This is a genomic window from Methylobacter arcticus, assembly GCF_050917435.1.
GTDB classification, from domain to species: Bacteria; Pseudomonadota; Gammaproteobacteria; order Methylococcales; family Methylomonadaceae; genus Methylobacter_A; species Methylobacter_A titanis.
This window is the reverse complement of record NZ_CP159583.1, coordinates 1589140-1611484: the sequence shown is the minus strand read 5'-3', so window position 1 is coordinate 1611484 and position 22345 is coordinate 1589140. Positions and strand designations below refer to the sequence as shown.

At 47.6% G+C, this 22345-nt stretch carries 24 protein-coding genes and 1 tRNA gene; 13 read left to right on the top strand and 12 right to left on the bottom strand.

Annotation, left to right across the window (positions count from 1 at the left end; translation table 11 throughout):
• Nucleotides 1-33: 33 nt before the first annotated feature.
• Nucleotides 34-960, bottom strand: a complete 927-nt coding sequence (locus ABXJ76_RS07730) for a BRCT domain-containing protein (RefSeq protein ID WP_432745744.1) — start codon at nucleotides 958-960, stop codon at nucleotides 34-36.
• Between the two features lie 2 nt (nucleotides 961-962).
• On the bottom strand, nucleotides 963-1409 hold the full coding sequence (locus ABXJ76_RS07725) for a hypothetical protein (protein ID WP_432745742.1): 447 nt from the start codon (nucleotides 1407-1409) through the stop codon (nucleotides 963-965).
• Between the two features lie 285 nt (nucleotides 1410-1694).
• Between ABXJ76_RS07725 and ABXJ76_RS07720 the strand changes: the two genes are divergently transcribed.
• From ABXJ76_RS07720 to ABXJ76_RS07710, 3 genes are read left to right on the top strand one after another with little or no spacing between them, the layout of a single operon-like run.
• The gene (locus ABXJ76_RS07720; RefSeq protein ID WP_432745740.1) at nucleotides 1695-1838 is read left to right on the top strand and encodes a hypothetical protein; all 144 of its coding nucleotides are present in this window, start codon (nucleotides 1695-1697) and stop codon (nucleotides 1836-1838) included.
• Nucleotide 1839: 1 nt separating this feature from the next.
• Complete coding sequence (locus tag ABXJ76_RS07715; protein WP_432745738.1) at nucleotides 1840-2394, top strand: BRO-N domain-containing protein; 555 nt, start codon at nucleotides 1840-1842, stop codon at nucleotides 2392-2394.
• Between the two features lie 12 nt (nucleotides 2395-2406).
• On the top strand, nucleotides 2407-2556 hold the full coding sequence (locus ABXJ76_RS07710; RefSeq protein ID WP_200877373.1) for a hypothetical protein: 150 nt from the start codon (nucleotides 2407-2409) through the stop codon (nucleotides 2554-2556).
• 324 nt (nucleotides 2557-2880) lie between these two features.
• Here ABXJ76_RS07710 and ABXJ76_RS07705 read toward each other — a convergent pair.
• The 6 genes from ABXJ76_RS07705 to recA form a co-directional block, all read right to left on the bottom strand.
• Nucleotides 2881-2972 (bottom strand) — tRNA-Ser (locus tag ABXJ76_RS07705).
• Nucleotides 2973-3202: 230 nt separating this feature from the next.
• A complete protein-coding gene (gene csrA / locus ABXJ76_RS07700; RefSeq protein ID WP_432745736.1) occupies nucleotides 3203-3403 on the bottom strand; it encodes a carbon storage regulator CsrA in 201 nt (66 codons plus the stop codon).
• Nucleotides 3404-3495: 92 nt separating this feature from the next.
• Nucleotides 3496-4722, bottom strand: coding sequence for an aspartate kinase (locus ABXJ76_RS07695; protein WP_432745734.1), 1227 nt, complete (start codon nucleotides 4720-4722; stop codon nucleotides 3496-3498).
• Nucleotides 4723-4735: 13 nt separating this feature from the next.
• Nucleotides 4736-7348, bottom strand: a complete 2613-nt coding sequence (gene alaS, locus ABXJ76_RS07690) for an alanine--tRNA ligase (protein ID WP_432745733.1) — start codon at nucleotides 7346-7348, stop codon at nucleotides 4736-4738.
• Nucleotides 7349-7399: 51 nt separating this feature from the next.
• Nucleotides 7400-7870 carry a regulatory protein RecX gene (locus ABXJ76_RS07685; protein ID WP_432745731.1) on the bottom strand — a complete coding sequence of 157 codons (471 nt, stop codon included), beginning with the start codon at nucleotides 7868-7870 and terminating at the stop codon, nucleotides 7400-7402.
• A gap of 6 nt (nucleotides 7871-7876) precedes the next feature.
• On the bottom strand, nucleotides 7877-8917 hold the full coding sequence (gene recA, locus ABXJ76_RS07680) for a recombinase RecA (protein ID WP_432745729.1): 1041 nt from the start codon (nucleotides 8915-8917) through the stop codon (nucleotides 7877-7879).
• Between the two features lie 963 nt (nucleotides 8918-9880).
• On the opposite strand from recA, the gene cyoE reads away from it, so the two are divergent.
• Together cyoE and ABXJ76_RS07670 are read left to right on the top strand one after the other, a co-directional pair.
• A complete protein-coding gene (gene cyoE / locus ABXJ76_RS07675) occupies nucleotides 9881-10771 on the top strand; it encodes a heme o synthase (RefSeq protein ID WP_432746471.1) in 891 nt (296 codons plus the stop codon).
• On the top strand, nucleotides 10768-11793 hold the full coding sequence (locus ABXJ76_RS07670; protein ID WP_432745727.1) for a glycosyl transferase family protein: 1026 nt from the start codon (nucleotides 10768-10770) through the stop codon (nucleotides 11791-11793). The genes cyoE and ABXJ76_RS07670 overlap by 4 nt, the downstream gene beginning before the upstream one ends.
• Before the next feature lie 296 nt (nucleotides 11794-12089).
• On the opposite strand, the gene ABXJ76_RS07665 is transcribed toward ABXJ76_RS07670, so the two are convergent.
• A complete protein-coding gene (locus ABXJ76_RS07665; RefSeq protein ID WP_432745726.1) occupies nucleotides 12090-12830 on the bottom strand; it encodes an ice-binding family protein in 741 nt (246 codons plus the stop codon).
• 287 nt (nucleotides 12831-13117) lie between these two features.
• On the opposite strand from ABXJ76_RS07665, the gene ABXJ76_RS07660 reads away from it, so the two are divergent.
• Genes ABXJ76_RS07660 through ABXJ76_RS07650 form a run of 3 tightly spaced genes read left to right on the top strand, consistent with a single transcriptional unit; the run spans nucleotide 13118 to nucleotide 14508 of the window.
• Nucleotides 13118-13375, top strand: coding sequence for a type II toxin-antitoxin system Phd/YefM family antitoxin (locus tag ABXJ76_RS07660; RefSeq protein WP_432745724.1), 258 nt, complete (start codon nucleotides 13118-13120; stop codon nucleotides 13373-13375).
• The gene (locus ABXJ76_RS07655; RefSeq protein WP_432745722.1) at nucleotides 13363-13680 is read left to right on the top strand and encodes a type II toxin-antitoxin system RelE/ParE family toxin; all 318 of its coding nucleotides are present in this window, start codon (nucleotides 13363-13365) and stop codon (nucleotides 13678-13680) included. The genes ABXJ76_RS07660 and ABXJ76_RS07655 overlap by 13 nt, the downstream gene beginning before the upstream one ends.
• A gap of 6 nt (nucleotides 13681-13686) precedes the next feature.
• A complete protein-coding gene (locus tag ABXJ76_RS07650) occupies nucleotides 13687-14508 on the top strand; it encodes an alpha/beta hydrolase (protein ID WP_432745720.1) in 822 nt (273 codons plus the stop codon).
• Here ABXJ76_RS07650 and ABXJ76_RS07645 read toward each other — a convergent pair.
• Nucleotides 14480-15097 carry a PilZ domain-containing protein gene (locus tag ABXJ76_RS07645; RefSeq protein ID WP_432745718.1) on the bottom strand — a complete coding sequence of 206 codons (618 nt, stop codon included), beginning with the start codon at nucleotides 15095-15097 and terminating at the stop codon, nucleotides 14480-14482. The two genes, ABXJ76_RS07650 and ABXJ76_RS07645, sit on opposite strands and share 29 nt — an antisense overlap.
• Nucleotides 15098-15255: 158 nt before the next feature.
• Here ABXJ76_RS07645 and ABXJ76_RS07640 point away from each other — a divergent pair, with 158 nt between their 5' ends.
• The 4 genes from ABXJ76_RS07640 to ABXJ76_RS07625 all read left to right on the top strand — a co-directional run bounded on the left by ABXJ76_RS07640 (nucleotide 15256) and on the right by ABXJ76_RS07625 (nucleotide 19256).
• A complete protein-coding gene (locus ABXJ76_RS07640; RefSeq protein ID WP_432745716.1) occupies nucleotides 15256-15855 on the top strand; it encodes a hypothetical protein in 600 nt (199 codons plus the stop codon).
• 35 nt (nucleotides 15856-15890) lie between these two features.
• Complete coding sequence (locus ABXJ76_RS07635) at nucleotides 15891-16373, top strand: FKBP-type peptidyl-prolyl cis-trans isomerase (RefSeq protein WP_432745714.1); 483 nt, start codon at nucleotides 15891-15893, stop codon at nucleotides 16371-16373.
• A 211-nt stretch (nucleotides 16374-16584) separates the two neighbouring features.
• Nucleotides 16585-18987 carry a bifunctional 23S rRNA (guanine(2069)-N(7))-methyltransferase RlmK/23S rRNA (guanine(2445)-N(2))-methyltransferase RlmL gene (rlmKL, locus tag ABXJ76_RS07630; protein WP_432745712.1) on the top strand — a complete coding sequence of 801 codons (2403 nt, stop codon included), beginning with the start codon at nucleotides 16585-16587 and terminating at the stop codon, nucleotides 18985-18987.
• Complete coding sequence (locus ABXJ76_RS07625; protein ID WP_432746470.1) at nucleotides 18987-19256, top strand: acylphosphatase; 270 nt, start codon at nucleotides 18987-18989, stop codon at nucleotides 19254-19256. The genes rlmKL and ABXJ76_RS07625 overlap by 1 nt, the downstream gene beginning before the upstream one ends.
• Before the next feature lie 104 nt (nucleotides 19257-19360).
• Here the strand turns inward: ABXJ76_RS07625 and ABXJ76_RS07620 are convergent, their stop codons facing one another.
• Both ABXJ76_RS07620 and msrP read right to left on the bottom strand, forming a co-directional pair.
• Entirely contained in the window at nucleotides 19361-20062 is a 702-nt protein-coding gene (locus ABXJ76_RS07620; RefSeq protein ID WP_432745710.1) for a sulfite oxidase heme-binding subunit YedZ, read from the bottom strand.
• A gap of 23 nt (nucleotides 20063-20085) precedes the next feature.
• A complete protein-coding gene (gene msrP, locus ABXJ76_RS07615; protein ID WP_432745708.1) occupies nucleotides 20086-21030 on the bottom strand; it encodes a protein-methionine-sulfoxide reductase catalytic subunit MsrP in 945 nt (314 codons plus the stop codon).
• Between the two features lie 289 nt (nucleotides 21031-21319).
• Between msrP and ABXJ76_RS07610 the strand changes: the two genes are divergently transcribed.
• Nucleotides 21320-22324, top strand: a complete 1005-nt coding sequence (locus ABXJ76_RS07610; RefSeq protein WP_432745706.1) for a cytochrome-c peroxidase — start codon at nucleotides 21320-21322, stop codon at nucleotides 22322-22324.
• The last annotated feature ends 21 nt before the right edge of the window (nucleotides 22325-22345 follow it).

Sequence of the window (22345 nt, the reverse complement as noted above, 5' to 3'; positions counted from 1 at the left end):
TCCAAGTTAATACAATAATCAAGCAGGACGGAACTAAATATTCGCCAACCTCAACAACTCAACCAATGCCTCTTCAGGCGCATCAAACAACATCGGCGTAGATAAGCCATAAACGCCCCAGGGTTTGTCGTTATCTTCATCCAGTTCAACGCTGAACGATGGCAGGCTTTGCGGCTTTCCGTTGTTAAAGCATTGATGCAGATAAACGCCGTTTTCATACAAGCCGGTTTTGATGTTTTTTTGCTCCAGCGCTTCAAATGCGTCCAGGTGCTGCATAAAGGCGGTAAAGAATGGCGTTACTTGGGTGTTGGCGGCTTCGATCGATGCGCTTTGCTGTTCGATATTCGGGATAAGGCTATCCATAAAGTGCTGCTCGGAAATAATCGCAATACCATGGCCTTGTTCTCGTAATTCGACGGCCTTTTCGATCTTGCGGCCGTGGGTGGAATGCATCCAGGCTTTGCTGCCAATGTCGCCGATGACTAAATAATCAGTATCCATCCGGATATTTTTTAAGACGACTTCGCCGCCCTGGTCTTCAATAGCTTGAATGACGGTGCGTCGTGCGCCCATTTTTAGGTTGCCGGTGACGACGAACACTCTGCGGTCAAAGAATACGGACGGCGCTGGATCAGTTAGCGGCAATTGGCTGCTGGCATTGGTTCCTGAGTTAACCACGGAGGGTAAGCCGATGATGTTACTCAGCAGGATTAACAGACGCTCTTCATCGTCGGTGTTTAATGCGTTGTTTTTAAGCATCGGGCAGAGCGTGTAAAAAAGCTCTTTTCCCGGCCAGGTTTGCATGGCTTTTGGGTTGGCTTGAAACCAGAGGTAGAGACTATTGGCTTCGTCATAGCTCACCATGCCGTCGAACAGGATGCCTTTGCAGATGCCGATCAGTTCATCGGTTTGGCGGTCGGCTAGGCGGCGGCTGTCGATGTTGGTGTTGTTTTGGCTCATGACTACTTGGCCTCTTTCAACAGGATAAAAGGCATGTGGTTTTTGTTGAGCGGCTTTTTTACAATAATGTCTGATGACTGGACTTTCCACGGTGCATCTTTGCTGTCATAAACGTAATCGGCCATCGCTATAACGTCGCCATGCCCTGAGAACTCCTTGCTAATATCCATTACGATAAAGGCTTCTTGTGTCCTGGTTTGTTTTTTTAAATCGATAGCGGCTTTGATGACTGTAGCGGCTCTATCTTCAAAGGTTTTGGCGGCATCGGATACGATAAACCAGCGATGGCGATTACGGTATCCGTTGCTTAAATCCTCGGCACTTACGATTTCATATTCCTTGGCTGTTCCGCCTTTTATTTCTGGTGGTGTTTTCGGTTGTTCGGCTTGTGTGGCACTCGCCATAGAAACAATTAATGCAACAATAAACCGCTTGATTACTTTCTTCATAAAATCATCCTCATTTGACAAATAAAAAATTAACATCTAATCTACTCATGCTCTCGCAAAAAACGAGAGACGGACTTTGCAATCCGAATGTTCAAGGCGCTGTAGCTATGCGCCGATAGGCACATGGCTTTTTTTATGCCCTCACATTTATCATGGTGGGTGGTGTATTGGGAGGCCGCGAGGCCTGCCGGTTCCTTGACCCGGTTTGCAAACCTGATACATCATCCACCGCCATGAGTTTTGCAACTCCTGTCGGTGGCTTTAACCACAGTCAAGGAGTCACCCATGAACAAGCTTTTAACCTGGCTACTGTCCGTAGCACCAGCACACCACAAAATCCCTGTCCGTCTGTTTCAAATCCGCTATCAACGCGCAATCCGTGTGATCAGAGCGCTGTTGTTACCCATCGCCTTAACTCGGGAGGTGTAACATGACTGACTTTAAAACCTTAGCCAATCCGTTCCAGTTCACTGATCTGGATGTCCGTACCGCCACCGACGAACACAGCGAGGTCTGGTTCTGTGCCAAAGATGTTTGCGCAGCACTAGACATATCTTGGTCAAGTATGACCCTCGAAAACATGCCGGAAAACTGGAAAGGAGTGATAAAACTTATCACCCCTGGCGGCGAACAAGACGCCTATTTCATCAACGAAGCCGGTCTTTATCACCTGATCTTTCGCTCCAATAAACCCAAAGCTAAAGACTTCGCCAACTGGGTTTGTGAAACCGTCCTGCCCGAGATCCGCAAAACCGGATTCTTCGGCACCATTGACATCAAGGACCAGATCAGCATATCAAAACAGATTGAAAGCTTATCCTTACAAATCGTAAATACTCAGAACGCATACAGGCGGCGGCTCCTACAAGACCAGCTGCGCCGACTCTGCAACATCGTCAACCAGCCGATTCCGCCGGACAACTGGATAGTACTGAACCATGACCAGGTAGACCTGTTCGACAGCTCACAAGCCAAGATAAGTTAATAGGAGCGGACGATGACAGAAGAACAAGAACAACTCATCGAAGCATTGAACGGTGCAGCACAAGGCATCAGCGCCGCAGTAGATCAACAGACCATCACGGCCACCCAGATCTACTGCCTACTCAACACCCTGATCAAAGACCTGGCCGCAACCCTACACTAACCCATCAACAGCCGGGCTCCCCGCCCGGCTCCAGCACCGCCACCCACCACCACGTAGCAAATCCCAGGCAAGCCCGTCCCCCCGCCCGAAAATCACTCCTCCTCACCCGCGCTGTTTTGACGAAAAATTTTTGCAGTGAAATAAATTTTGAAACAGATACTGGCGCTGAAGTAACGGAATTGCTAGGTATCTAGCGAGTAGAAATAAATAATTGAAATGGCGATATTTGAACTGATATAGCGATTAGTGACGGCTTTCAACCGCCAATTGCCACCATATTATTTTTTGAATCTTGATTTTTTGCTTTAAAATCAATAATCTATATGGCGGAGAGTGAGGGATTCGAACCCTCGATGGGCGATAAAACCCATACTCCCTTAGCAGGGGAGCGCCTTCAGCCTCTCGGCCAACTCTCCAAATAGATGATGTATCTCTTTAAGCTACAGTCCTGTGCCCTGAGATAATTTTAAGAGGGAACCTCTCAAAAAAACTAACATAATTTCTTTTTACCTAACCAATGTTAAGGTGTAATCGCTAAATGACTTCACAACATATATTTTGTGAAATACTTTACACTCCACTTAAATAACAAGTTTACATCGATCAAGTCGGTGAGTGCTTATAGCACCATAAAAATTTTTTCTGATTACTCTTCAGATCCAGTCAGGCCGGTAGCCCCGCCCTGTTCTTTTTTAATCCTTTCGTAAATTTCTTCCCTATGTACAGAGACTTCCTTGGGTGCGTTAACACCTATGCGAACCTGATTTCCTTTGACTCCAAGAACAGTGACTGTAACTTCATCACCAATCATCAAAGTCTCTCCTACCCGACGAGTCAAGATAAGCATGGCTACTCCCTATAAATGTTAAAAACGCACTGTTCTTAAACAGTATCCAACCAAGACGGGCAATTATAGCAGCTTTTTATTATAAATAAAGCCTAGGATTCTATTTCTTGATCTAATTTAAAAGCAGCATGTAATGCCCTGACTGCAAGCTCTAGATATTTTTCATCGACGACAACCGATATTTTAATCTCGGATGTTGATATCATCCTGATATTAATGCCTTCATCTGCCAGCGTCTTAAACATGGTGCTGGCAATGCCTGCGTGGGAACGCATGCCCACACCGACAACCGACACTTTTACGATCTTGTCGTCACCGGTTACATTTCTGGCTCCCAGCTCAGCACTGGTTTTATCCAGCAAGGCTTTCGCCCGCTGATAGTCATTGCGATGTATCGTAAAGGTAAAATCAGTGGTCGCATCATCGGCGATATTCTGAATGATCATATCGATTTCGATATTGGCATCGGCAATCGGCCCCAAAATTTTATACGCAACTCCCGGCAAATCAGGTACACCAGTGATAGTTAATTTGGCCTCATCCCGATTGAATGCGATTCCTGAAATTAAAGCACTTTCCACTTGTGATTCCTCATAGGTAATGAGCGTACCCTTACCTTCTTTAAATGATGATAATACGCGTAACGCAACGTTATATTTTCCGGCAAATTCTACCGATCTGATCTGCAATACTTTTGAGCCTAAACTTGCCATTTCCAGCATTTCTTCAAACGTGATTTTATCCAGTCTGCGGGCTTTCGGCTCTACCCTGGGATCCGTCGTGTAAACGCCATCGACATCGGTATAAATATGGCATTCGTCGGCCTTTAAGGCTGCCGCAAGCGCCACTGCTGTGGTATCCGACCCGCCGCGCCCCAACGTGGTGATATTACCGTGTTCGTCTACGCCTTGAAAACCCGCCACAACCACGACCTTGCCCTCGTTAAGATCAGCCCGGATGTGCGCGTCATCAATCTTGCGTATCCGCGCCTTGGTGTGACTGCTGTCGGTCAGGATTTTTACCTGACTGCCGGTATAAGAACAGGCATCGCAACCTTGCTCATGCAAAGCCATGCTTAACAGTGAAACAGTGACCTGCTCCCCGGTTGACAGCAATACGTCCGTTTCCCGATCATTAGGGTGTTGCTGTATTTCTTTTGCCATTGCAACCAGGCGATTGGTTTCGCCGCTCATCGCGGAAACCACGACGACAATTTGATCGCCCAGATCGTGGGCTTTTTTAACCTTTTCGGCGACTGTTTTAATGCGCTCGACAGTACCTACCGAGGTGCCGCCGAATTTGTATACATATAATGCCATTTAATAAAACCTTCTACGCGCCAAGTTGCGTTTGGATCCAGGCAGGAACCTGAGCCAATGCGTCAGCCAAACAGGACGGATCATTGCCCCCGGCCTGAGCCATATCGGGCCGACCGCCACCTTTTCCGCCGACTTTAGTGGCGACGAAATTCACCAAATCACCGGCTTTTACCCGCCCCATCTGGTCTTTAGTCACACCGGCAATCAAACTGACCTTGTCGCCCTCGACGACTGCCAACACAATTGCGGCGCTGCCTAGTTTATTTTTTAACTGATCGACCATGTCTTTCAGGGATTTGGGATCGACACCATCGAGCTTGACCGCCAATACCTTGATGCCATCGACATCGACAGCCTGAGCGCCCAGTTCGTTACCCGCAGAACTGGCAAGCTTTGCATTCAAGCGTTCCAACTGCTTTTCCAGCAACCGGTTTTTCTCTATCAGCTGCTCGACTTTTTCCGGCGCTTTTTCCGGCGCACTTTTTACCATTCCGGCAATACTGGCAAGCGCATGGTCGCGACCGGCTATAAAATCGAAACAACCGCCACCGGTTACCGCTTCGATACGCCTGACACCTGACGCCACACCGGTTTCGTTAATGATTTTAAAGCAGCCTATATCCCCTGCCCGCTCGACATGCGTGCCGCCGCACAGCTCGGTTGAGAATTCGCCGATTTTTAAAACCCTGACTTCATCGCCGTATTTTTCGCCGAACAATGCCATTGCACCGGCCTTAACCGCGTCATCCTTGGCCATGACTTCCGAGATAACCGGATTGTTTGCCCGGATCTGCTCATTGACAATCCGCTCAACGGTGCTGATTTCGACAGCCGTCACTGGCTCAAAATGAGAAAAGTCGAATCGCAACCGTTCAGGATTAACCAGTGAGCCTTTCTGCGCGACATGATCGCCCAAAACCTGCCTTAATGCGGCGTGCAACAAATGAGTCGCCGAATGGTTAAGTTCGGTCGCTTTTCTGTTCGCCGAGCTAACCCGGGCATCGCACAACTGGCCGTTAGTCAGGATTCCGGAAATCAATTTACCTTTATGCAAGAACAGGTTGCCACCCTGTTTTTGGGTGTCGGTGACTTCAAATATCGCGCCATCCGCTTCGATTTTGCCGCAATCGCCGATTTGTCCGCCGGACTCGGCATAGAACGGCGTTTTGTCTAAAATAACAATGCCCTCTTCGCCATCCTGCAAGCTGGTTACCGGCTGGCCTTTTTTGAAAAGGCCGATGATATGCACCTGATCGTCAAGCTGTTCGTAACCGGTAAATTCAGTCTGTACATCAAGCTTTATATCCTGGTCGTAATCGGCGCCGAAACTGCTCGCAGACCTTGCCCGGTCGCGCTGAGCCGACATCGCCGTTTCAAACCCGGCATGATCGACAGTCAGCTGATGTTCACGGGCAAAATCGGCGGTCAAGTCAACGGGAAAGCCGTAAGTATCGTAAAGCTGGAATACCGTATCGCCGGGGATCACCGAGCCGTCCATCTTGGCGACGCAAGCCTCCAGAATCTTCATGCCTTGTTCCAGGGTTTCGGCAAAACGCTCTTCTTCTTTTTTCAGCACCCGCTCAATTTGGGCTTGTGCGGCTTTAAGCTCGGGGAAAGCCTCGCCCATTTCCTCAGCCAACGGCGCAACCAGTTTATAAAAGAACACGTCGCGGATACCCAAACGATAGCCGTGTCGAATGGCGCGACGAATGATGCGGCGTACCACATAGCCACGTCCTTCATTGGACGGCATCACGCCATCCGCTATCAGGAAGGCGCAAGAACGAATGTGGTCGGCAATTACCCGCAATGAACTTTGGGTCAAATCCTCAGTACCGGCCAGCTCGGCCGCTGCCTGCAACAGTTTATGAAATAAATCGATTTCGTAATTGCTGTGCACCCCCTGCAACACCGCCGCGATGCGCTCCAACCCCATACCGGTATCGACCGAGGGTTTCGGCAGCGGCGTTAGCGAACCGTCGGCAGCACGGTCATATTGCATGAATACCAGATTCCAGATTTCGATATAACGGTCGCCGTCTTCATCCGGCGATCCCGGCGGCCCTCCGGCAATGTCCGCGCCGTGATCGTAGAATATTTCGGTGCAAGGGCCGCAAGGCCCAACATCGCCCATCGACCAGAAGTTATCTTTGGCACCGATTCTTGAGAATCGGTCTGGCGAAATACCGACATCATCCAGCCAGATCTTCTCCGCTTCCGAATCTTCGTCAAAAACGGTAATCCATAATTTTTCCGCCGGAATTTCCAGTTCCTTGGTTAAAAAATCCCAGGCATAATGGATCGCTTCTTTTTTAAAATAATCGCCGAAGCTGAAATTGCCCAGCATTTCAAAAAACGTATGATGCCTAGCGGTATAGCCGACGTTTTCCAGGTCGTTATGTTTGCCGCCCGCCCGTACGCAACGCTGACTGGTCGCGGCCTTGTTATAGTCGCGGTGTTCACGTCCCAAAAACACATCCTTGAACTGCACCATGCCGGCATTGGTGAACAACAAGGTCGGATCATTCCCTGGAATCAGGGAACTTGATGGTTGTACAGAATGCCCTCGTTCGCGGAAAAATTCCAGAAAGGCGGTGCGCAACTCGGCGCTAGTCATCTTTTTCATAATAAATAAATGCTTTTAAAATAATCGGGTTACGCTAACCCTGCCTACAACTTAGAGAAATCTAATGTCCAACTGATCAAACAATGCGCCGATCATTGCGCCGGAAAACCCGCGATGCAACAAAAAACGACTGCGTTTTGCCCACTCATTGCGTTCCAACAGCATGTCATGGTTATATTTTTTACGGTAAACCTGCTCCAACAACGCCATCCAACCACCGACCTCAATTTGCACGATGGCGTCAAGATCAAGCGCCGCTATGCCGTTTTGCGAAAGTTCGTAGCTCACCCGAATCGGTCCGTAGCCCTTCAGAATACGAAACCTAGCATAGCTTTCAGCATAGCGTAGATCGTCTTGCCAACCTTGTTCGACCAGTTCGTCAATAACCGGCAACACCTCATCCTTGTCAAAACCTCTTAAAGCCAATTTAGCCAATAATTCCTTTTGACTGTGCTCTCTTCGCGCCAATAACCGCAGGCAAACCTCCTTGATTTCCTTGGCAACATGAGGTTCTTCAATCAAAACGAATTACTCTTCCCCGTCAACAACCACAGGCGAGTCAATCAGAGGCGCCACTTTCTTAGCGAAAGCCTCGGCTCTTATTTTGGCTTCAATTTCTTTGGCTTTTTCAGGATGTTCTCTTAAAAAAGCTTTGACATTATCCTTGCCCTGACCGATTTTTTCATCACCATAACTGTACCAGGAACCGGCTTTCTGGATAAAGCCGTAAGTTACGCCCAGATCCACTATTTCGCCCAAAAAGGAAATACCTTCGCCGTATAAAATCTCAAACTCAGCCTGTCTAAAAGGCGGCGCGACTTTATTTTTAACGACTTTTACCCGGGTTTCATTACCGATAATTTCATCGCCTTTTTTAATCGAACCGATACGTCGAATATCCAGACGCACCGAGGCGTAAAATTTCAACGCATTACCTCCGGTGGTGGTTTCAGGACTGCCGAACATCACACCGATTTTCATCCTGATCTGATTAATAAAAATAACCAGGGTATTGGAACGCTTGATATTGCCGGTCAACTTCCGCAAAGCCTGAGACATCAAACGCGCCTGCAAACCCATATGGGAATCGCCCATATCGCCCTCAATCTCGGCTTTAGGCGTTAACGCCGCAACCGAATCAATCACGACCACATCAACCGCACCGGAACGCACCAGCATGTCGGTAATTTCCAGGGCCTGCTCGCCGGTATCCGGCTGGGAAACCAGCAAGTCGTCGACATTAACGCCGATTTTTTCGGCATAACTGGGATCTAAAGCATGCTCAGCATCAACAAATGCCGCCGTGCCGCCGAGCTTTTGCATTTCGGCGATCACTTGCAGCGTCAACGTGGTTTTACCGGATGATTCAGGGCCATAGATTTCAACCACACGACCGCGAGGCAAACCGCCGCAGCCCAAAGCAATATCCAAACCTAAAGAACCGGTAGAAACCACATCAATGTCACGCGAAGCCGCCACATCGCCCATGCGCATCACCGAGCCTTTGCCGAATTGCTTTTCTATCTGCATCAGTGCCGCGCCTAGTGCTTTCTTTTTATTCTCATCCATTATGTAGTGCCCTTTACGCCCTGCGGCTATGTCGGTTAGAAAGAAATATCGCCAAAATCAAGTCAATTATTATCACATACCGACAGGGCTTCGGATAGTGTTGATTTGCTGGAAAGTGTTCGGATGGAAAGTGAACAGGCTCTGTAGATGAACATACTGTTTATGGTCAACCTTCTCCTATTTCAATAGGCGGGTGAATTCGGGCTTGCCAACCACCGTTCCATCACCAAATTTCGGCATCAACCTTATGGTTTCGATCCGCCATACGGCCTTTTTATCAGCCCATTACTCGCATTGATTTTTATATCGTCGAGCACGACTGGTATGATTGCAAGAACTTGTGAACACTGCAATCCCGACTCTACACCGTATCCATAGAATACGGAAAATAGCCCACAGACTGAGTTTTGTGATCAAAAAAGGCTAGAAATTAAGAGGTTTATTTGATGAAAATAAGAATTTTGACATTGTTGGCGTTGCTTTTTATTCTGGTTACTGATCTTGGACCGGTTCCGACTGTCAGCCTTATTTGCCTTTATGCCGTTATTTTCAGACCACTATGGTTTAAACGTCTTGTGGATGAGATTTATCGATGAAGACAAGAATAATCACAGCTCTGGTATTGATTGCTTTGGCGATAATAGGCATTAGCCCTATCCCAACAACCAGCCTTATTGCTGTTTATATTGTGATTTTCAGACCGAGTTGGTTTAAGCATTTGGTTGATACCATTTACCGATGAGGATTATATGAGCGCAAATGACCCGTTGATGTTGTGCAAACCTCAATTTTCCTGGGGAAAATTCGGGCTATTTCAATAATCAATAGTTCACTGTATGCTATTACAATAAACAGTCATCTTTCCTATGCGCCGCTCCGGTAATACCGAATGGAGCATCTACAACACTATTCCCATAATTTCCATGGGAGCAGTACCCTAATCTAAAAGTTGGAATCTACTACATAATGACTAGCGAATCACCTAGGCCTTCCTGGCAAAGTTATCTTGAGTTATGCAAACCCAAAGTGGTTGCCCTGATCGTTTTTACGGCTATGGCGGGGATGTTATTAGCCGTTCCCGGAATACCGCCTATCGGCCTGTTTATTTACAGCAGCATCGGCATTGCGCTGGCCGCAGCGTCCGCCGCCGCGATTAATCATTATATTGACCGTGACGCCGATGCGCTGATGGATCGCAATAAACACCGCCCTTTGCCTAAAGGCGAATTAAGCTCTACCGATGTCATCGTTTTTGCCTTAACGCTGGGTGTTATCTCGATGGTATTGCTGATATTCATGGTCAATGTATTGACCGCATTACTGACTTTTTTATCGGCACTGGGTTACGCGATTATCTATACGGTCTACCTTAAAAGGATGACCCCGCAAAATATCGTTATTGCCGGCGCTTTCGGAGCCACGCCGCCGCTGCTGGGTTGGTGCGCGATGACCGGCGAGGTGCATCCTTACGCAATGCTGTTGTTTTTGATTATTTTTGTGTGGACACCGCCGCATTTCTGGCCGTTATCTATCGCCAAGCGCAAAGAATTCGCCAAAGTCGGCATCCCGATGTTGCCGGTCACCCACGGGGTAGAATACACCCGACTGCATGTTCTGCTTTATTCCCTGTTGCTGTTGATTGTTACCCTACTGCCCTATCTGACCGGCATGAGCGGCCTGATTTATTTGTTTGCGGTAGTACCATTAGGCCTTGGTTTTATTTATCATGCCATTTTGATGATGCGTCGAAAAGACGATAAAACGGCGATGCAAACCTTTTTTTATTCACTGATGTATCTAACCGGCGTATTTATCGCCTTGTTGGTCGATCATTATTTTAAATTTACCTTATGACATTCACTCATCACGAGCAAACGCCCTACCCTGAGCATCCGTTTGCAGAAATTATCCGCATCTTAGGCAAAGGCAAAAAAGGCTCACGGCCATTAACTCAGGATGAAGCCTATCTCGCCATGAACATGATTCTGACCGATCAGGTGCTGCCGGTTCAGCTGGGCGCATTCCTGATGCTGATGCGTGTCAAGGAAGAAACTCCGGAAGAATTGGCCGGTTTCGCACTGGCCGCCAGAGAATCATTCGATATTGCCGATAATGCCGTAAAAGTCGACCTGGACTGGTCGTCTTATGCCGGAAAACGTCGTCATTTGCCCTGGTTCTTGCTATCGGCTTTGCTGCTAGCTGAAAATGGCATTACTGTTTTTATGCATGGCGCCAGCGGCCATTCGGCCGACAGACTGTACACTGAAAATATGCTGGGTTATTTGGGAATTCAATGCGCAAACTCTATTAAGGAGGCCAAACGGCAACTTGAACAACAGCATTTCAGTTATTTATCGCTGGAATATTTCTGCCCTAAATTGCATGAAATTATCGAGCTGCGTCCAATACTGGGTTTGCGTTCACCGGTACACACCCTGGTGCGCTTGTTAAACCCGTTTAATGCGGAACACAGCATTCAGGGCATCTTCCATCCCGGTTACCGTCCGGTACATCAACAAGCCGCAGCCCTGTTAAACCAGCCGCATATGGCGGTATTAAAAGGCGAAGGCGGCGAGACCGAACGCAATCCCGATATGGAATGCCTGGTGCAAAGCGTGCACAACGGCGAATTATCCGACGAAAACTGGCCTGCTTTATTTCCACGCCGTCACGTCAAACCCGAAATTCTTGATCCGGAGCAACTGGCGTTAATTTGGCAGGGAAAGCTTGAAGATGAGTTTGCCGAAGCCTCGATTATTGGCACGGCTGCCATTGCGCTTAAGTTGCTGGGCAAAGCTGAGACGCAGGAACAGGCTCAGCAATTGGCGAGTGAGTATTGGTTGAGACGGGATAAGCAGAAATATGCCGGAGTTTGACACCGAGCATATGACTTATCAGCGATAGGCAGCAAACCGGCCAAAAGCTGCCGGTCATTGCCTTTCGTAGGTTGGGCTGAATACACAATGAAGCCCAACAATCAAAGCTATTGCCTTTTCAATGGCTGACGTATTGGGCTTCGCGGTGCTCTGCCCAACCTACGGCCCTGACAGGAACCTTGATTCCACGGGCAGGAAGCGGAGGGTAAAATAAAAGGGTTACAGATCGAAATCTGTAACCCTTTTAATATTACCGGTGTGGGTAGATGTCAAACCCACATGAGCGGCATGCGTCCTTAATTGGCGGGTTCGGTAATCGCATTCATCTGAAGAGTGACCGCAGTCTGTGCCAACAGTCTGCCGTTGACCGATGTTCCAGTGCTCACGGCGATCATTTTTTTACCCAGGACGACGCCCTCAAAGTGTGCATTGGTTCCAAGAGTCACAGCTTCAGCGACCTGCCAAAAGATGTTCTTGGCCAGGGCGCCGCCAGCCAGCGTCACCCGTGTAGCATTGGCCTGCTGCAGCGTTCCCGCCACCTGGAAGATCCAGACATCGGTTGGCCCCCCCGAGAGCGTGACATCCGTGCTAATCAGAAGACTCGTAGACCATTTGTAGAGGCCGGGAGTGAGGGTTAGCCCGCCAATTTCACCGGCGCCCAGTTCAATGAAATCGGGTGAAAGTCGTCCCGCAGCGTTATCGTACGCGAATCCCATGTCGCCCACAGCCAAGCTCAGGAAGCTAGGGCTAGTCACCGAGCAGGGGAGAGGACCAGCTGCGTCGACAGTGTATATATTCCCCGACACTTCCCCGCAGGTGAGAAGGAGCGCTGCACCGGTTATGGGGCTCGTCCCAACATCCCCAACAATAGCGGATCGATAAACGTTGGTGATTCCGGTTTGGCTCAGAATCGCAAAAGTATCAGCGTTGCCAAGGTATACCGGTGTCTGACCAGAGGCGATTGCGCCCCCGGCCACCAAAGTGCCGAGTAGTACTGGCAGAAACAACTTTTTGAAATATTTTTTACGTATGTTCATAACATGTCCCCTCCGTGAGGATTTTCAAATTTGAAAAGAAATTAGTGGTAAACCCGATTGCCTACCGCCGAGGCATTAAGCAATTAAAGCGTTTTAGTTGTCAAGCAAAGCTGGTAAGCATAAGACATAAATATCAGCTTATGTGACCCTTATCACCGATTTCATAAATTTTCGCTGTAACGCTATAAGGTGGATAACTTGTAGGGTGGATTCGCCGCTAGGCAATACACCACCTGACTGAGATAAGTTTTTGCAAAACCTAAAGTGATAGTTTAGTATCACTTCTTATGAAAATAGAACTCGTTACCACCCTAAAACGTCAGGCCACCAAAATTCTTGCCGAACTGCATGAATCTAAAGAGCCTGTTTTAATAACCGAACATGGTCAACCGTCGGCCTACCTGATAGATGTCGATGATTATGAGCTTATGCAAAGTCGTATACATCTTCTTGAAGGTATAGCGAAAGGGGAAACGGCCATTTTGGAAAATCGCACCTATAGCCAATCGGAAGCAAAAGAGAAAATGAGTAAATGGCTCAAATAATCTGGGCCGAGCCGGCTTTATTAGACTTGAATGAAATTGCCGAATACATTGCACTTGATAAACCTGATGCAGCACGCCGCTTGGTTAAACAGGTATTTTCCAGTGTTGACCGTCTTGAGCAGTTTCCAGAATCAGGCCGTATGCCTCCAGAATTAGAGCGCTCAACGTATCGTGAAATCATCGTTGGCCCCTGCCGAATTTTATATCGCGTCGATCAAGACAAGGTCTACATCGTTTATGTTATGCGAGGAGAGAGGCAACTCCGGAAATATTTGCTGGATGATCGAGCACAAGGCCCCAGCTAACCAAAAATGCCAACATTTAAACCTATGCTTTCAATTCTGCTAACCTACTTACTGCTCCTGCTGATCGTTTTTCTATTTCAACGAAAAATGATCTATTTCCCCGATACCTATTCAATTGAAGGTCAACAACAGCGGGCGGATCAAGCCAACCTGAAGCTCTGGCCGTCAACGGATAATTATCGGGGACTGATCGCCAAAACACCCAACATGACCAGCAAGGGTACGGTTATCGTTTTTCACGGCAATGCCGGATCGGCAACCGACCGGACTTATTATCTGGATGCATTGGAAAACCAAGGTTACCGGGTGATTTTGGCCGAATATCCTGGCTATGCCGCCAGAAACGGCGAGCCATCGGAACAGGCGTTGATTGCCGATGGCATCCAAACCGCACAACAGGCCTTGAACGATTTTGGCGGGCCTGTTTTCCTGTGGGGCGAATCACTCGGCGGCGGCGTGGCCTGCGGCATCGTGCAGAGTGGGCAGGTTCCGGTTAAAGGCATTGTCTTGGTCGCGCCGTTTAACAGCATGGCTGATATTGCCCAACACCATTACTGGTTTTTCCCTGCCAAATGGTTAATCAAAGACAAATTCGACAACATTAAAAACCTGCAAGATTACTCGGGAAATACGGCGATATTACTGGCCGAGAAAGATGAAATCATCCCCAATAAGCACAGCTTAATGCTGTTCGCGGCGCTACATCATCCTAAGAAACTCTGGTCATTTAAGGATGCGAGCCACAACAGCTTGCCGTTAAATCAAGCGCTTCTCTGGTGGCAGGAGGTTATGCAGTTTGTTAGCGGGCAAAACGAGGTATCCCCTTAATAGCAGTTCTTTCCATGTGTACATATTTTAAACCAAGCAATGTTCTGCTAGCAGCGATACCTTCAACCCACATCACTTTTATCTCACCTTCCAACTCCAACTGCTCAAATTCAAATATCGTTATCTGTCCCGGTTCGACGGCTATGGATTCAGCAACACTAATCATTAATCCGTCCACCGAAACATTGACGGCAGTAAACTCTCGATATTTCCCATCCAACAGAATTTTGCCTGGAGCCGTCATGTTTTTTCTATAGGCCTTCCTCTTGTACAGCTGATTATCTATGTCATAAACAACACTTTTAAATTCCAGTCCAAGCAATATATAATCATCGAACATATCGACCCTGACCACTCCTGCTTCACCCGCTAAACGCATTTCCGGAAGATATAAATCTATCGTAGTCGATGCTGACAGCATATTAAAAATCTCTTTGACATCGCTACTTGCCTGATCACACTTTAATTCTGCAAGCACGCCGGTTAACGAAATATTTTTAATGGTAATTTCCCGTTCTTCTCCCCCCATGTAAATCAAACCATGCGACATTACGTTTTTTCTATAGGGCCGATTCACATCTAAATTCACCTCACTTTCCTCTCTGATTATCCGTGTTATGCTGTTGATCAAATACACTGTACAAGGTTATTAGGAGCAATTATAGTGCCTGCGTTATTTTGCTTTCTTTTCTATTGAAATTATTTTTATCGCCTACATCATCTCAATCTTACTTAACTCTGTTCAACATGAAAAAGTCCATAATCCCGCTCTTGTTACTCTCTTTGGCGGCCTGCACGGCAATTCCGCCTAAAAACAGTGACAATATATGCTCCACTTTCAGAGAAAAAGACGATTGGTATGATGACGCTAAAAACTCATTTGAGAAATGGGGGGTACCTATCCACATTCAAATGGCGATCATGCATCAGGAATCACGCTTTGTTGCCGATGCACAACCGCCACGCCCTTGGTTTCTGGGATTTATTCCGCTGCCCAGAGCCAGTAGCGCTTATGGCTACGCCCAAGCCAAAGATGAAACCTGGGATGGCTATCAAAGCAAAGTCGGCAGCTGGGGAGCAGATCGTGATGACTTTGCCGATGCCAGCGATTTTATCGGCTGGTATTGTAACATCAGCCACACTCGCTTAGGCATATCGAAACTGGATGCCAAAAATTTATACCTCGCCTATCATGATGGTCATGGCGGCTTTCATCGCAAAAGTTTTTTGCAAAAACCGTGGTTACAGCAAGTTGCTATCAAAGTCGCCAAGCGGGCAACATTATTTCAGCGTCAATTAGGTACCTGTGAAAAGGAATTACAAAGCGAAAGCTGGTTTTTTTGGTAAACTATCATTTTTTACGTAAACAAAGGGCAAAAATCGTGAGAAAAATTCAAACTCAAGTTCTTTCAATCGTCACCGTTCTTCTTATAGGATTTACTATGTTTTCAATGGCCAATGCCACCACCCCTGAAGAAAATAAATCAGCAGGAACCGCCTTTCTTGCAGAAAATACTAAAAAACCCAATATTGTAACGACAGCAACCGGCTTGCAATATGAGGTATTAACACCTGGAACAGGCGCTACTTCACCTTCAGCTACTGATAACGTTACCGTGCATTACAAAGGCACAACCCTTGATGGTGAAGAATTTGACAGCTCCTACAGCCGAGGCGAACCGGCCACATTCCCGCTAAATCGGGTAATAGCAGGATGGACTGAGGGCGTACAATTAATGAAAGAAGGCGCAAAATACCGCTTTTATATTCCGTCAGAACTTGCTTATGGCGAGCAAGGCGCAGGCCGTGCAATCGGTCCGAATGCCGCATTGATCTTTGATGTTGAGCTGATCAAGATTCAATAAAAAAGCAGGCTAAAGGCGAAGGGCAAAAAAGCCGTTGCTTTGCATTTATTGTCTTTAAACTACTTAGCCTCAATAGTACCCGTTCATCCGTTCTAACGATTCAAAGCCAGCCTTGAACGCCAATGTGTGGAGTCCAAAGCTGGCTTTGGACATATAAATTCAAAGTAATTACCTTGTGTCCTTAGCCTTTCGTCTTTCGCCTGACTCTCTTATGCCCACTTACCAACTATTTGCCACAACCCCCAAAGCGATGGAAACCATCCTTAGCGATGAACTCCGCGCACTCGGCATAACCCATACCAAGGCCACTCTGGCCGGGGTCGCTTTTCAGGGCAATCTGGAGACCGCGTATCGTGCCTGCCTGTGGTCAAGAACAGCAAATCGCATCCTACTGGTGCTCAGCTCATTCGAGGTAAAAAGCCAGGAAGACCTTTATAAGGGCATACAAAAAATCGACTGGTTTGAACATATCAATCCTGAAGACAGCTTTGCGGTCTCGTTCAGCGCGAAAAACTCAGAAGCAATCAACAATACCCACTTTGGCTCTCTAAAAGTTAAGGATGCCATCGTCGACCAGATGCGAGACAAGTTTCAAATCCGCCCCAGCATCAATACCGAACAGCCCAGTATCCGCATCAACGTTTATTTGAATGGCGAAACCGCCCAGCTCAGCCTGGATCTTTCCGGTGAAAGTCTGCATCGTCGCGGTTACCGGGACGTCAATATCAAAGCCCCGATGAAGGAAAACCTAGCGGCGGCGATGCTGCTGCGTAGCGGCTGGCCTCAAATCGCCAAACAACAGGGCTCATTAATCGATCCGATGTGCGGCTCAGGAACGCTGTTGTTGGAAGGCGCGATGATCGCCGCCGATTATGCGCCCGGTTTGTTACGCGACTATTTCGGCTTTACCGGCTGGAAAAAACACGATGCCGAATGCTGGAAAAAATTACGTGCTGAAGCCGAACAACGTAAAAAAATCGGTATGGGAAAACTGCCGGTTATCGTAGGCTTCGATCAAAACCGCCAGACCGTCAACACCGCTTTAGCGCATATCGCCAATGTCGGCCTGCAACATAAAATCCATGTCGAACGCCGCGACATTGAAGACGCGGAACCCGCCGAAAGCTGGAAACCCGGGCTGTTGATCTGCAATCCGCCTTATGGCGAACGCTTGGGCGACGAGCAGGAAACCGCTGAGTTATACAAAAAATTCGGCGCATCACTCAAAGCGCATTTTATCGGCTGGAAAGCCGCGATGATCATCAGCAACCCGGAACTGGGCTTTCGCTTAGGCATACGCTCACAAAAGCCGATTACCCTGTTTAATGGCGCACTTGAATGCAAGCTATTACGTCTGGATATTGAAGAAAACAATTTCTTCATCCCTAAGGCCAGAACGCAGGAAGAGCGTATCGCTCAAGTGACCGAGATCAGCAAAGCCCAGGAACAACGGATTGCTCAAGCAACCGAGACCCGCCCTGCTCCGCAAGCTGAGACTACCGGAACCGACAAGGAAACCAGTGTTTCGGGAACGGTAAGTGTTGCCTACAGGGATGTAGGCAAGGGGCGTGAGCTGGGAGCGGTAAGCTTTACCGACAGGGATATAAGTGAGCCCGTCGCTGCCGAGATGTTCGCCAACCGGCTCAAAAAGAACCTGAAAAAACTGTCCAAATGGGCCAAACAAAATCACATCACCTGCTATCGGGTTTATGATGCCGATTTGCCGGAATACGCGGTCGCCGTCGATATTTATCAAGGCGAAGCTTGCCGCTCCCAGCTCACGCCCCTTGCCTACATCCCTGTAGGCGAGCAAACCTGGATCAATGTGCAGGAATACGAACCGCCAAAAAGCATCGATCAGCACAAAGCCGATCAGCGACTGGCGGGGCTGTTGGCCGAAATACCTCGGGTACTTGGCGTCAATAGCGAGCAGGTGTTCCTGAAAATACGCCGCAAACAAAAAAGTACCGATCAATACGAAAAACACGACGATCAGGGGCGTTTTCACATTATTGAAGAAGGCGGCTGCAAGTTACTGGTGAATTTTGAAGATTATCTGGATACCGGCTTGTTCCTCGATCACCGGCCTATACGCCTGATGATTCAACAACAGGCCAAAGGCAAAAGCTTTTTAAACCTGTTTGCCTATACCGGCAGTGCGACCGTTCATGCGGCAATGGGTGGCGCTACATCGACGACCACTGTTGACATGTCCAATACCTATATCAACTGGGCAAAAAAGAACATGGCGCTGAATGCTAACGAAGGCACGCATGAATTTATCCAGGCCGATTGTCTGGAATGGCTAGCCACTGAAGCTGAGCTTCCCAGTAAACACTACGATTTGATTTTCCTCGACCCGCCGACTTTTTCCAATTCCAAACGGATGGACGAAGCGTTCGACATACAAAACGACCATGTACACCTGATTAATAACGCCATTTCCTTGCTGTCGCCGGGAGGTGTCTTATACTTTTCGACCAACTTCAGACGCTTTAAAATCGACAAGCAGGCATTGTCTGATTTCATCGTAGAAGACATCAGCGCGGCAACAATACCGGAAGATTTTGCCCGCAATCCAAAAATCCATTATTGCTGGAGAATTAAAAAGTGATACGCAAAGTTAAAATCCTGGTTTCCGGTCGAGTTCAAGGCGTTTACTTCCGCCTTTTTACCCAGAATAAGGCCAAACATTTTGCCATAAAAGGCAGCGCCAAAAATCTCCCTGATGGTCGGGTTGAAATCATCGCCGAAGCGGAAAAGCTGGCTATTGAAAAATTCATTAAATGGTGCCATAAAGGCCCGATAACCGCCCGAGTCGATCACGTTGAAATCACCGAACTTCAACATGATGAATTGTTAACGTCTTTTGACATAACCTAAAAGGTTATCAGAGAGTCGCTATTTTTGTGCCAGCTTTTATGGGCATGAACGCCATGGATGGTGTGTTGTCGCCTGCCCATCAAACAGGTAATTGTACGCGACCGCTAATGCTTTCGGCGACTGCAGTCGTGGACGCGATTTCGTAAAGCCGGTATTTTCACTACACTATGCTCCGTGGAAGCACCGGCTTTATCGCTACTGAGGACTACTCGACTCAGGTCTCGCAGCGAAAGCTTACGGGTCTTTCGGCAATGAACAATAATCCGTATTGCCAATAAAATACTGATCACCACTGCATAAATCAACGGTTCGGTATAATCCGCTTTTACCAACCAAAAATAATGTATCAGAGCTGTTAACCCTGCGATATAAATCAAACGATGCAGTTTTATCCAATTTCTCCCCAATCTTTTCTGCATGTTTTTGGTTGAAGTTACGGCCAGAGGAATGAGCAACGCATAAGTCAGCAAGCCCATCAGGATGTAAGGGCTTTTCGGCACCTCGTCTTTAAATGCCTCCCAAGATAGCGACAAATCAAGCACGATAAAAATCAGCAAATGCAGGCTGGCATAAAAGAAAACGAACAGGCCTATCATGCGCCTAAAGCGCATTGGCCAGCTCTGTCCGGTTATTATTTTAATCGGCGTCAGCGCCAAACCTATGCACAAAAATCGCAAGGCCCAATCGCCAAAGGCGAAATGCAGGGTTTCTATGGGATTAGCGCCCAGTCGATCGTTAATTGCATCATTGACCAGCAAGCCAAAAGGCAGCAGACTCAGCGAAAAAATGATTACTTTTATGCTCACCTAGCCTTTTCTGCCCGGTAACATCAGAAATACCGCTTTAGATCCATGCCGGAATAAAGCCCGGCAACTTCGGCGCCATAGCCGTTAAACTTTTCCGTATCACGCTTCGGGGTAAAAATACTGCTACCTAAAACCCGCTCACGGCGTTGACTCCATCTGGGATGCGATACTTCAGGATTAACATTGGCATAAAAACCATTCTCATTAGGTGCGCTTTTATGCCATGCGGTTTCCGGCATATGTTCCATAAATCGTATTTTAACGATCGCCTTGATACTCTTGAATCCGTATTTCCACGGCACAATAAGACGCAACGGCGCGCCATTCTGCTTGGGCAACTCATCGCCATACATGCCGGTAGCCATAATCGCTAACGGATGCATCGCTTCATCGATACGCAAGCCTTCCACATAAGGCCAGTCCAAAACGCCGGAACGCTGACCTGTCATGATTTCAGGGTTATAAAGCGTGGTAAATTCGACAAACTTGGCTTTTGACGTAGGCTTAAAGCGCTTCAACATGTCGCCCAATGGAAAGCCTATCCACGGCACCACCATAGACCAGGCTTCCACGCAGCGGAATCGGTAAATACGCTCCTCTACAGGATTGTCTTTTAGAATATCTTCCAGATCGTAAACGCCAGGCTTTTCTACCTCGCCGACAACCTCGACGCTCCACGGCTTGATTTTTAACGCCTGGGCTAAAACAGTCGAATCCTGTTTATTGGTAGAGAATTCATAGTAATTGGTATAACTCATAACATCCTCACGATCGGTAACCTCTAACTTAGCGGAATAAGGCCCGACGGGCACATCGGCATATTTCCCCGTTTCTGCCTGTCCCAGGCTCGGCAACAAAAACCCCGCCGAAAACGCAGTAGCCGCTTTAATAAACTCCCGTCGAGATTCAAAAACCGCCCGGTCGGTGACTTCACTGCTTAAGATGTTTGCTTTGGTTTTAATTAACATGCTCAACCCCTTTGTTACCTGTGTTTACGCTGTGGAACTTGAATAATACCCCAAACCGTTTTGACATCGTTAATCCTGACAAGCGGAACCTCTATTTCAGTCAATACCCTGTCGCTAAAATGATATTTTTTCATCAAAATACCTATAAATTCACACCGATAACTCAAGCAGGGGAAATTTGGTTGTACCTTATCTGCTGCATATCTTACAATTCTGTCGGATGTGCAGTAAGGTTACTGGGCTATGTAGGTTTTCCGCATTAATAATAACTAATATTTTGGAGGATAGTATGTTTAAAATTCGTTCGCTGGTTGCAGCGTTGGCGTTGGCAAGTTCGGTTTCGGTGGCGTCGGCTTGGGAGGTATTGCCTAAAGAAGCCCCTGAACCGGCTGATAATGCGACAACGCCTGCTAAAGTTGAGTTGGGGCAAATGCTCTATCATGATCCTCGTTTATCCTCTACAGGTACGGTTTCTTGTGCTTCCTGCCATAACACCATGCTGGGCGGCGAAGATAACAGACCGAATTCTATGGGTGTGAACGGTCAGACAGGTGGGCGTAGTGCGCCGACAGTCTGGAATGCTGCGTTTAATACCGTTCAATTTTGGGATGGCAGAGCGGCAAGCCTGGAAGAGCAAGCGGCAGGTCCCGTGACCAATCCGATTGAAATGGGCATGAAAAACTGGGATGAGGTCGTTGCCCGTTTAAAAACGATTGAAGGTTATCAGATGCCTTTTGAGCGGGCTTTTGGTACGGATACCATTACTAAAGATGCGGTAACTAAAGCGATTGCCGCTTATGAAAGAACCTTGATTACGCCTAACAGTCCTTATGACCGTTATGTTTCCGGCGACAACTCGGCGTTAACGGAACAACAGGTTCGCGGCATGGAAAAAGTGGCGGAATTGGGTTGTACCACTTGTCATAGCGGCCCGGCGTTTAACGGTCCCGGTATGTTCCAGAAGTTCCCTGTCATTCCTAATGGTTACTGGGAAGCGCAATATCATTTCAGCAAGGATAAAGGCTTAGCGGAAGTCAGCAAAAAACAGGCCGACGAACATTTGTGGAAAGTACCGACTTTGCGTAACATCGCTTTGACTGCGCCTTATTTCCACAATGGTTCAGTTAAAACGCTGGATAAAGCGGTAACGTTGATGGCAAAACTGCAATTAGGCAAGGATTTAACCAAAGAAGAAGTTGCTGATATTGTGGCCTTTTTGAATGGTTTGACCGGCGAGTTCCCTAAACAGCAAATGCCTGTTTTGCCCGGCACATTAGATTCTACTTTTAACTAAGCTGTTAATTTAGGGGCGATC

Coding starts and splice junctions, on each gene's coding strand:
- ABXJ76_RS07730 (WP_432745744.1), bottom strand. CDS start 960: ATGAGCCAAAACAACACCAACATCGACAGCCGCCGCCTAGCCGACCGC.
- ABXJ76_RS07725 (WP_432745742.1), bottom strand. CDS start 1,409: ATGAAGAAAGTAATCAAGCGGTTTATTGTTGCATTAATTGTTTCTATG.
- ABXJ76_RS07720 (WP_432745740.1), top strand. CDS start 1,695: ATGAACAAGCTTTTAACCTGGCTACTGTCCGTAGCACCAGCACACCAC.
- ABXJ76_RS07715 (WP_432745738.1), top strand. CDS start 1,840: ATGACTGACTTTAAAACCTTAGCCAATCCGTTCCAGTTCACTGATCTG.
- ABXJ76_RS07710 (WP_200877373.1), top strand. CDS start 2,407: ATGACAGAAGAACAAGAACAACTCATCGAAGCATTGAACGGTGCAGCA.
- csrA (WP_432745736.1), bottom strand. CDS start 3,403: ATGCTTATCTTGACTCGTCGGGTAGGAGAGACTTTGATGATTGGTGAT.
- ABXJ76_RS07695 (WP_432745734.1), bottom strand. CDS start 4,722: ATGGCATTATATGTATACAAATTCGGCGGCACCTCGGTAGGTACTGTC.
- alaS (WP_432745733.1), bottom strand. CDS start 7,348: ATGAAAAAGATGACTAGCGCCGAGTTGCGCACCGCCTTTCTGGAATTT.
- recA (WP_432745729.1), bottom strand. CDS start 8,917: ATGGATGAGAATAAAAAGAAAGCACTAGGCGCGGCACTGATGCAGATA.
- ABXJ76_RS07670 (WP_432745727.1), top strand. CDS start 10,768: ATGACATTCACTCATCACGAGCAAACGCCCTACCCTGAGCATCCGTTT.
- ABXJ76_RS07665 (WP_432745726.1), bottom strand. CDS start 12,830: ATGAACATACGTAAAAAATATTTCAAAAAGTTGTTTCTGCCAGTACTA.
- ABXJ76_RS07660 (WP_432745724.1), top strand. CDS start 13,118: ATGAAAATAGAACTCGTTACCACCCTAAAACGTCAGGCCACCAAAATT.
- ABXJ76_RS07655 (WP_432745722.1), top strand. CDS start 13,363: ATGGCTCAAATAATCTGGGCCGAGCCGGCTTTATTAGACTTGAATGAA.
- ABXJ76_RS07650 (WP_432745720.1), top strand. CDS start 13,687: ATGCCAACATTTAAACCTATGCTTTCAATTCTGCTAACCTACTTACTG.
- ABXJ76_RS07640 (WP_432745716.1), top strand. CDS start 15,256: ATGAAAAAGTCCATAATCCCGCTCTTGTTACTCTCTTTGGCGGCCTGC.
- rlmKL (WP_432745712.1), top strand. CDS start 16,585: ATGCCCACTTACCAACTATTTGCCACAACCCCCAAAGCGATGGAAACC.
- msrP (WP_432745708.1), bottom strand. CDS start 21,030: ATGTTAATTAAAACCAAAGCAAACATCTTAAGCAGTGAAGTCACCGAC.
- ABXJ76_RS07610 (WP_432745706.1), top strand. CDS start 21,320: ATGTTTAAAATTCGTTCGCTGGTTGCAGCGTTGGCGTTGGCAAGTTCG.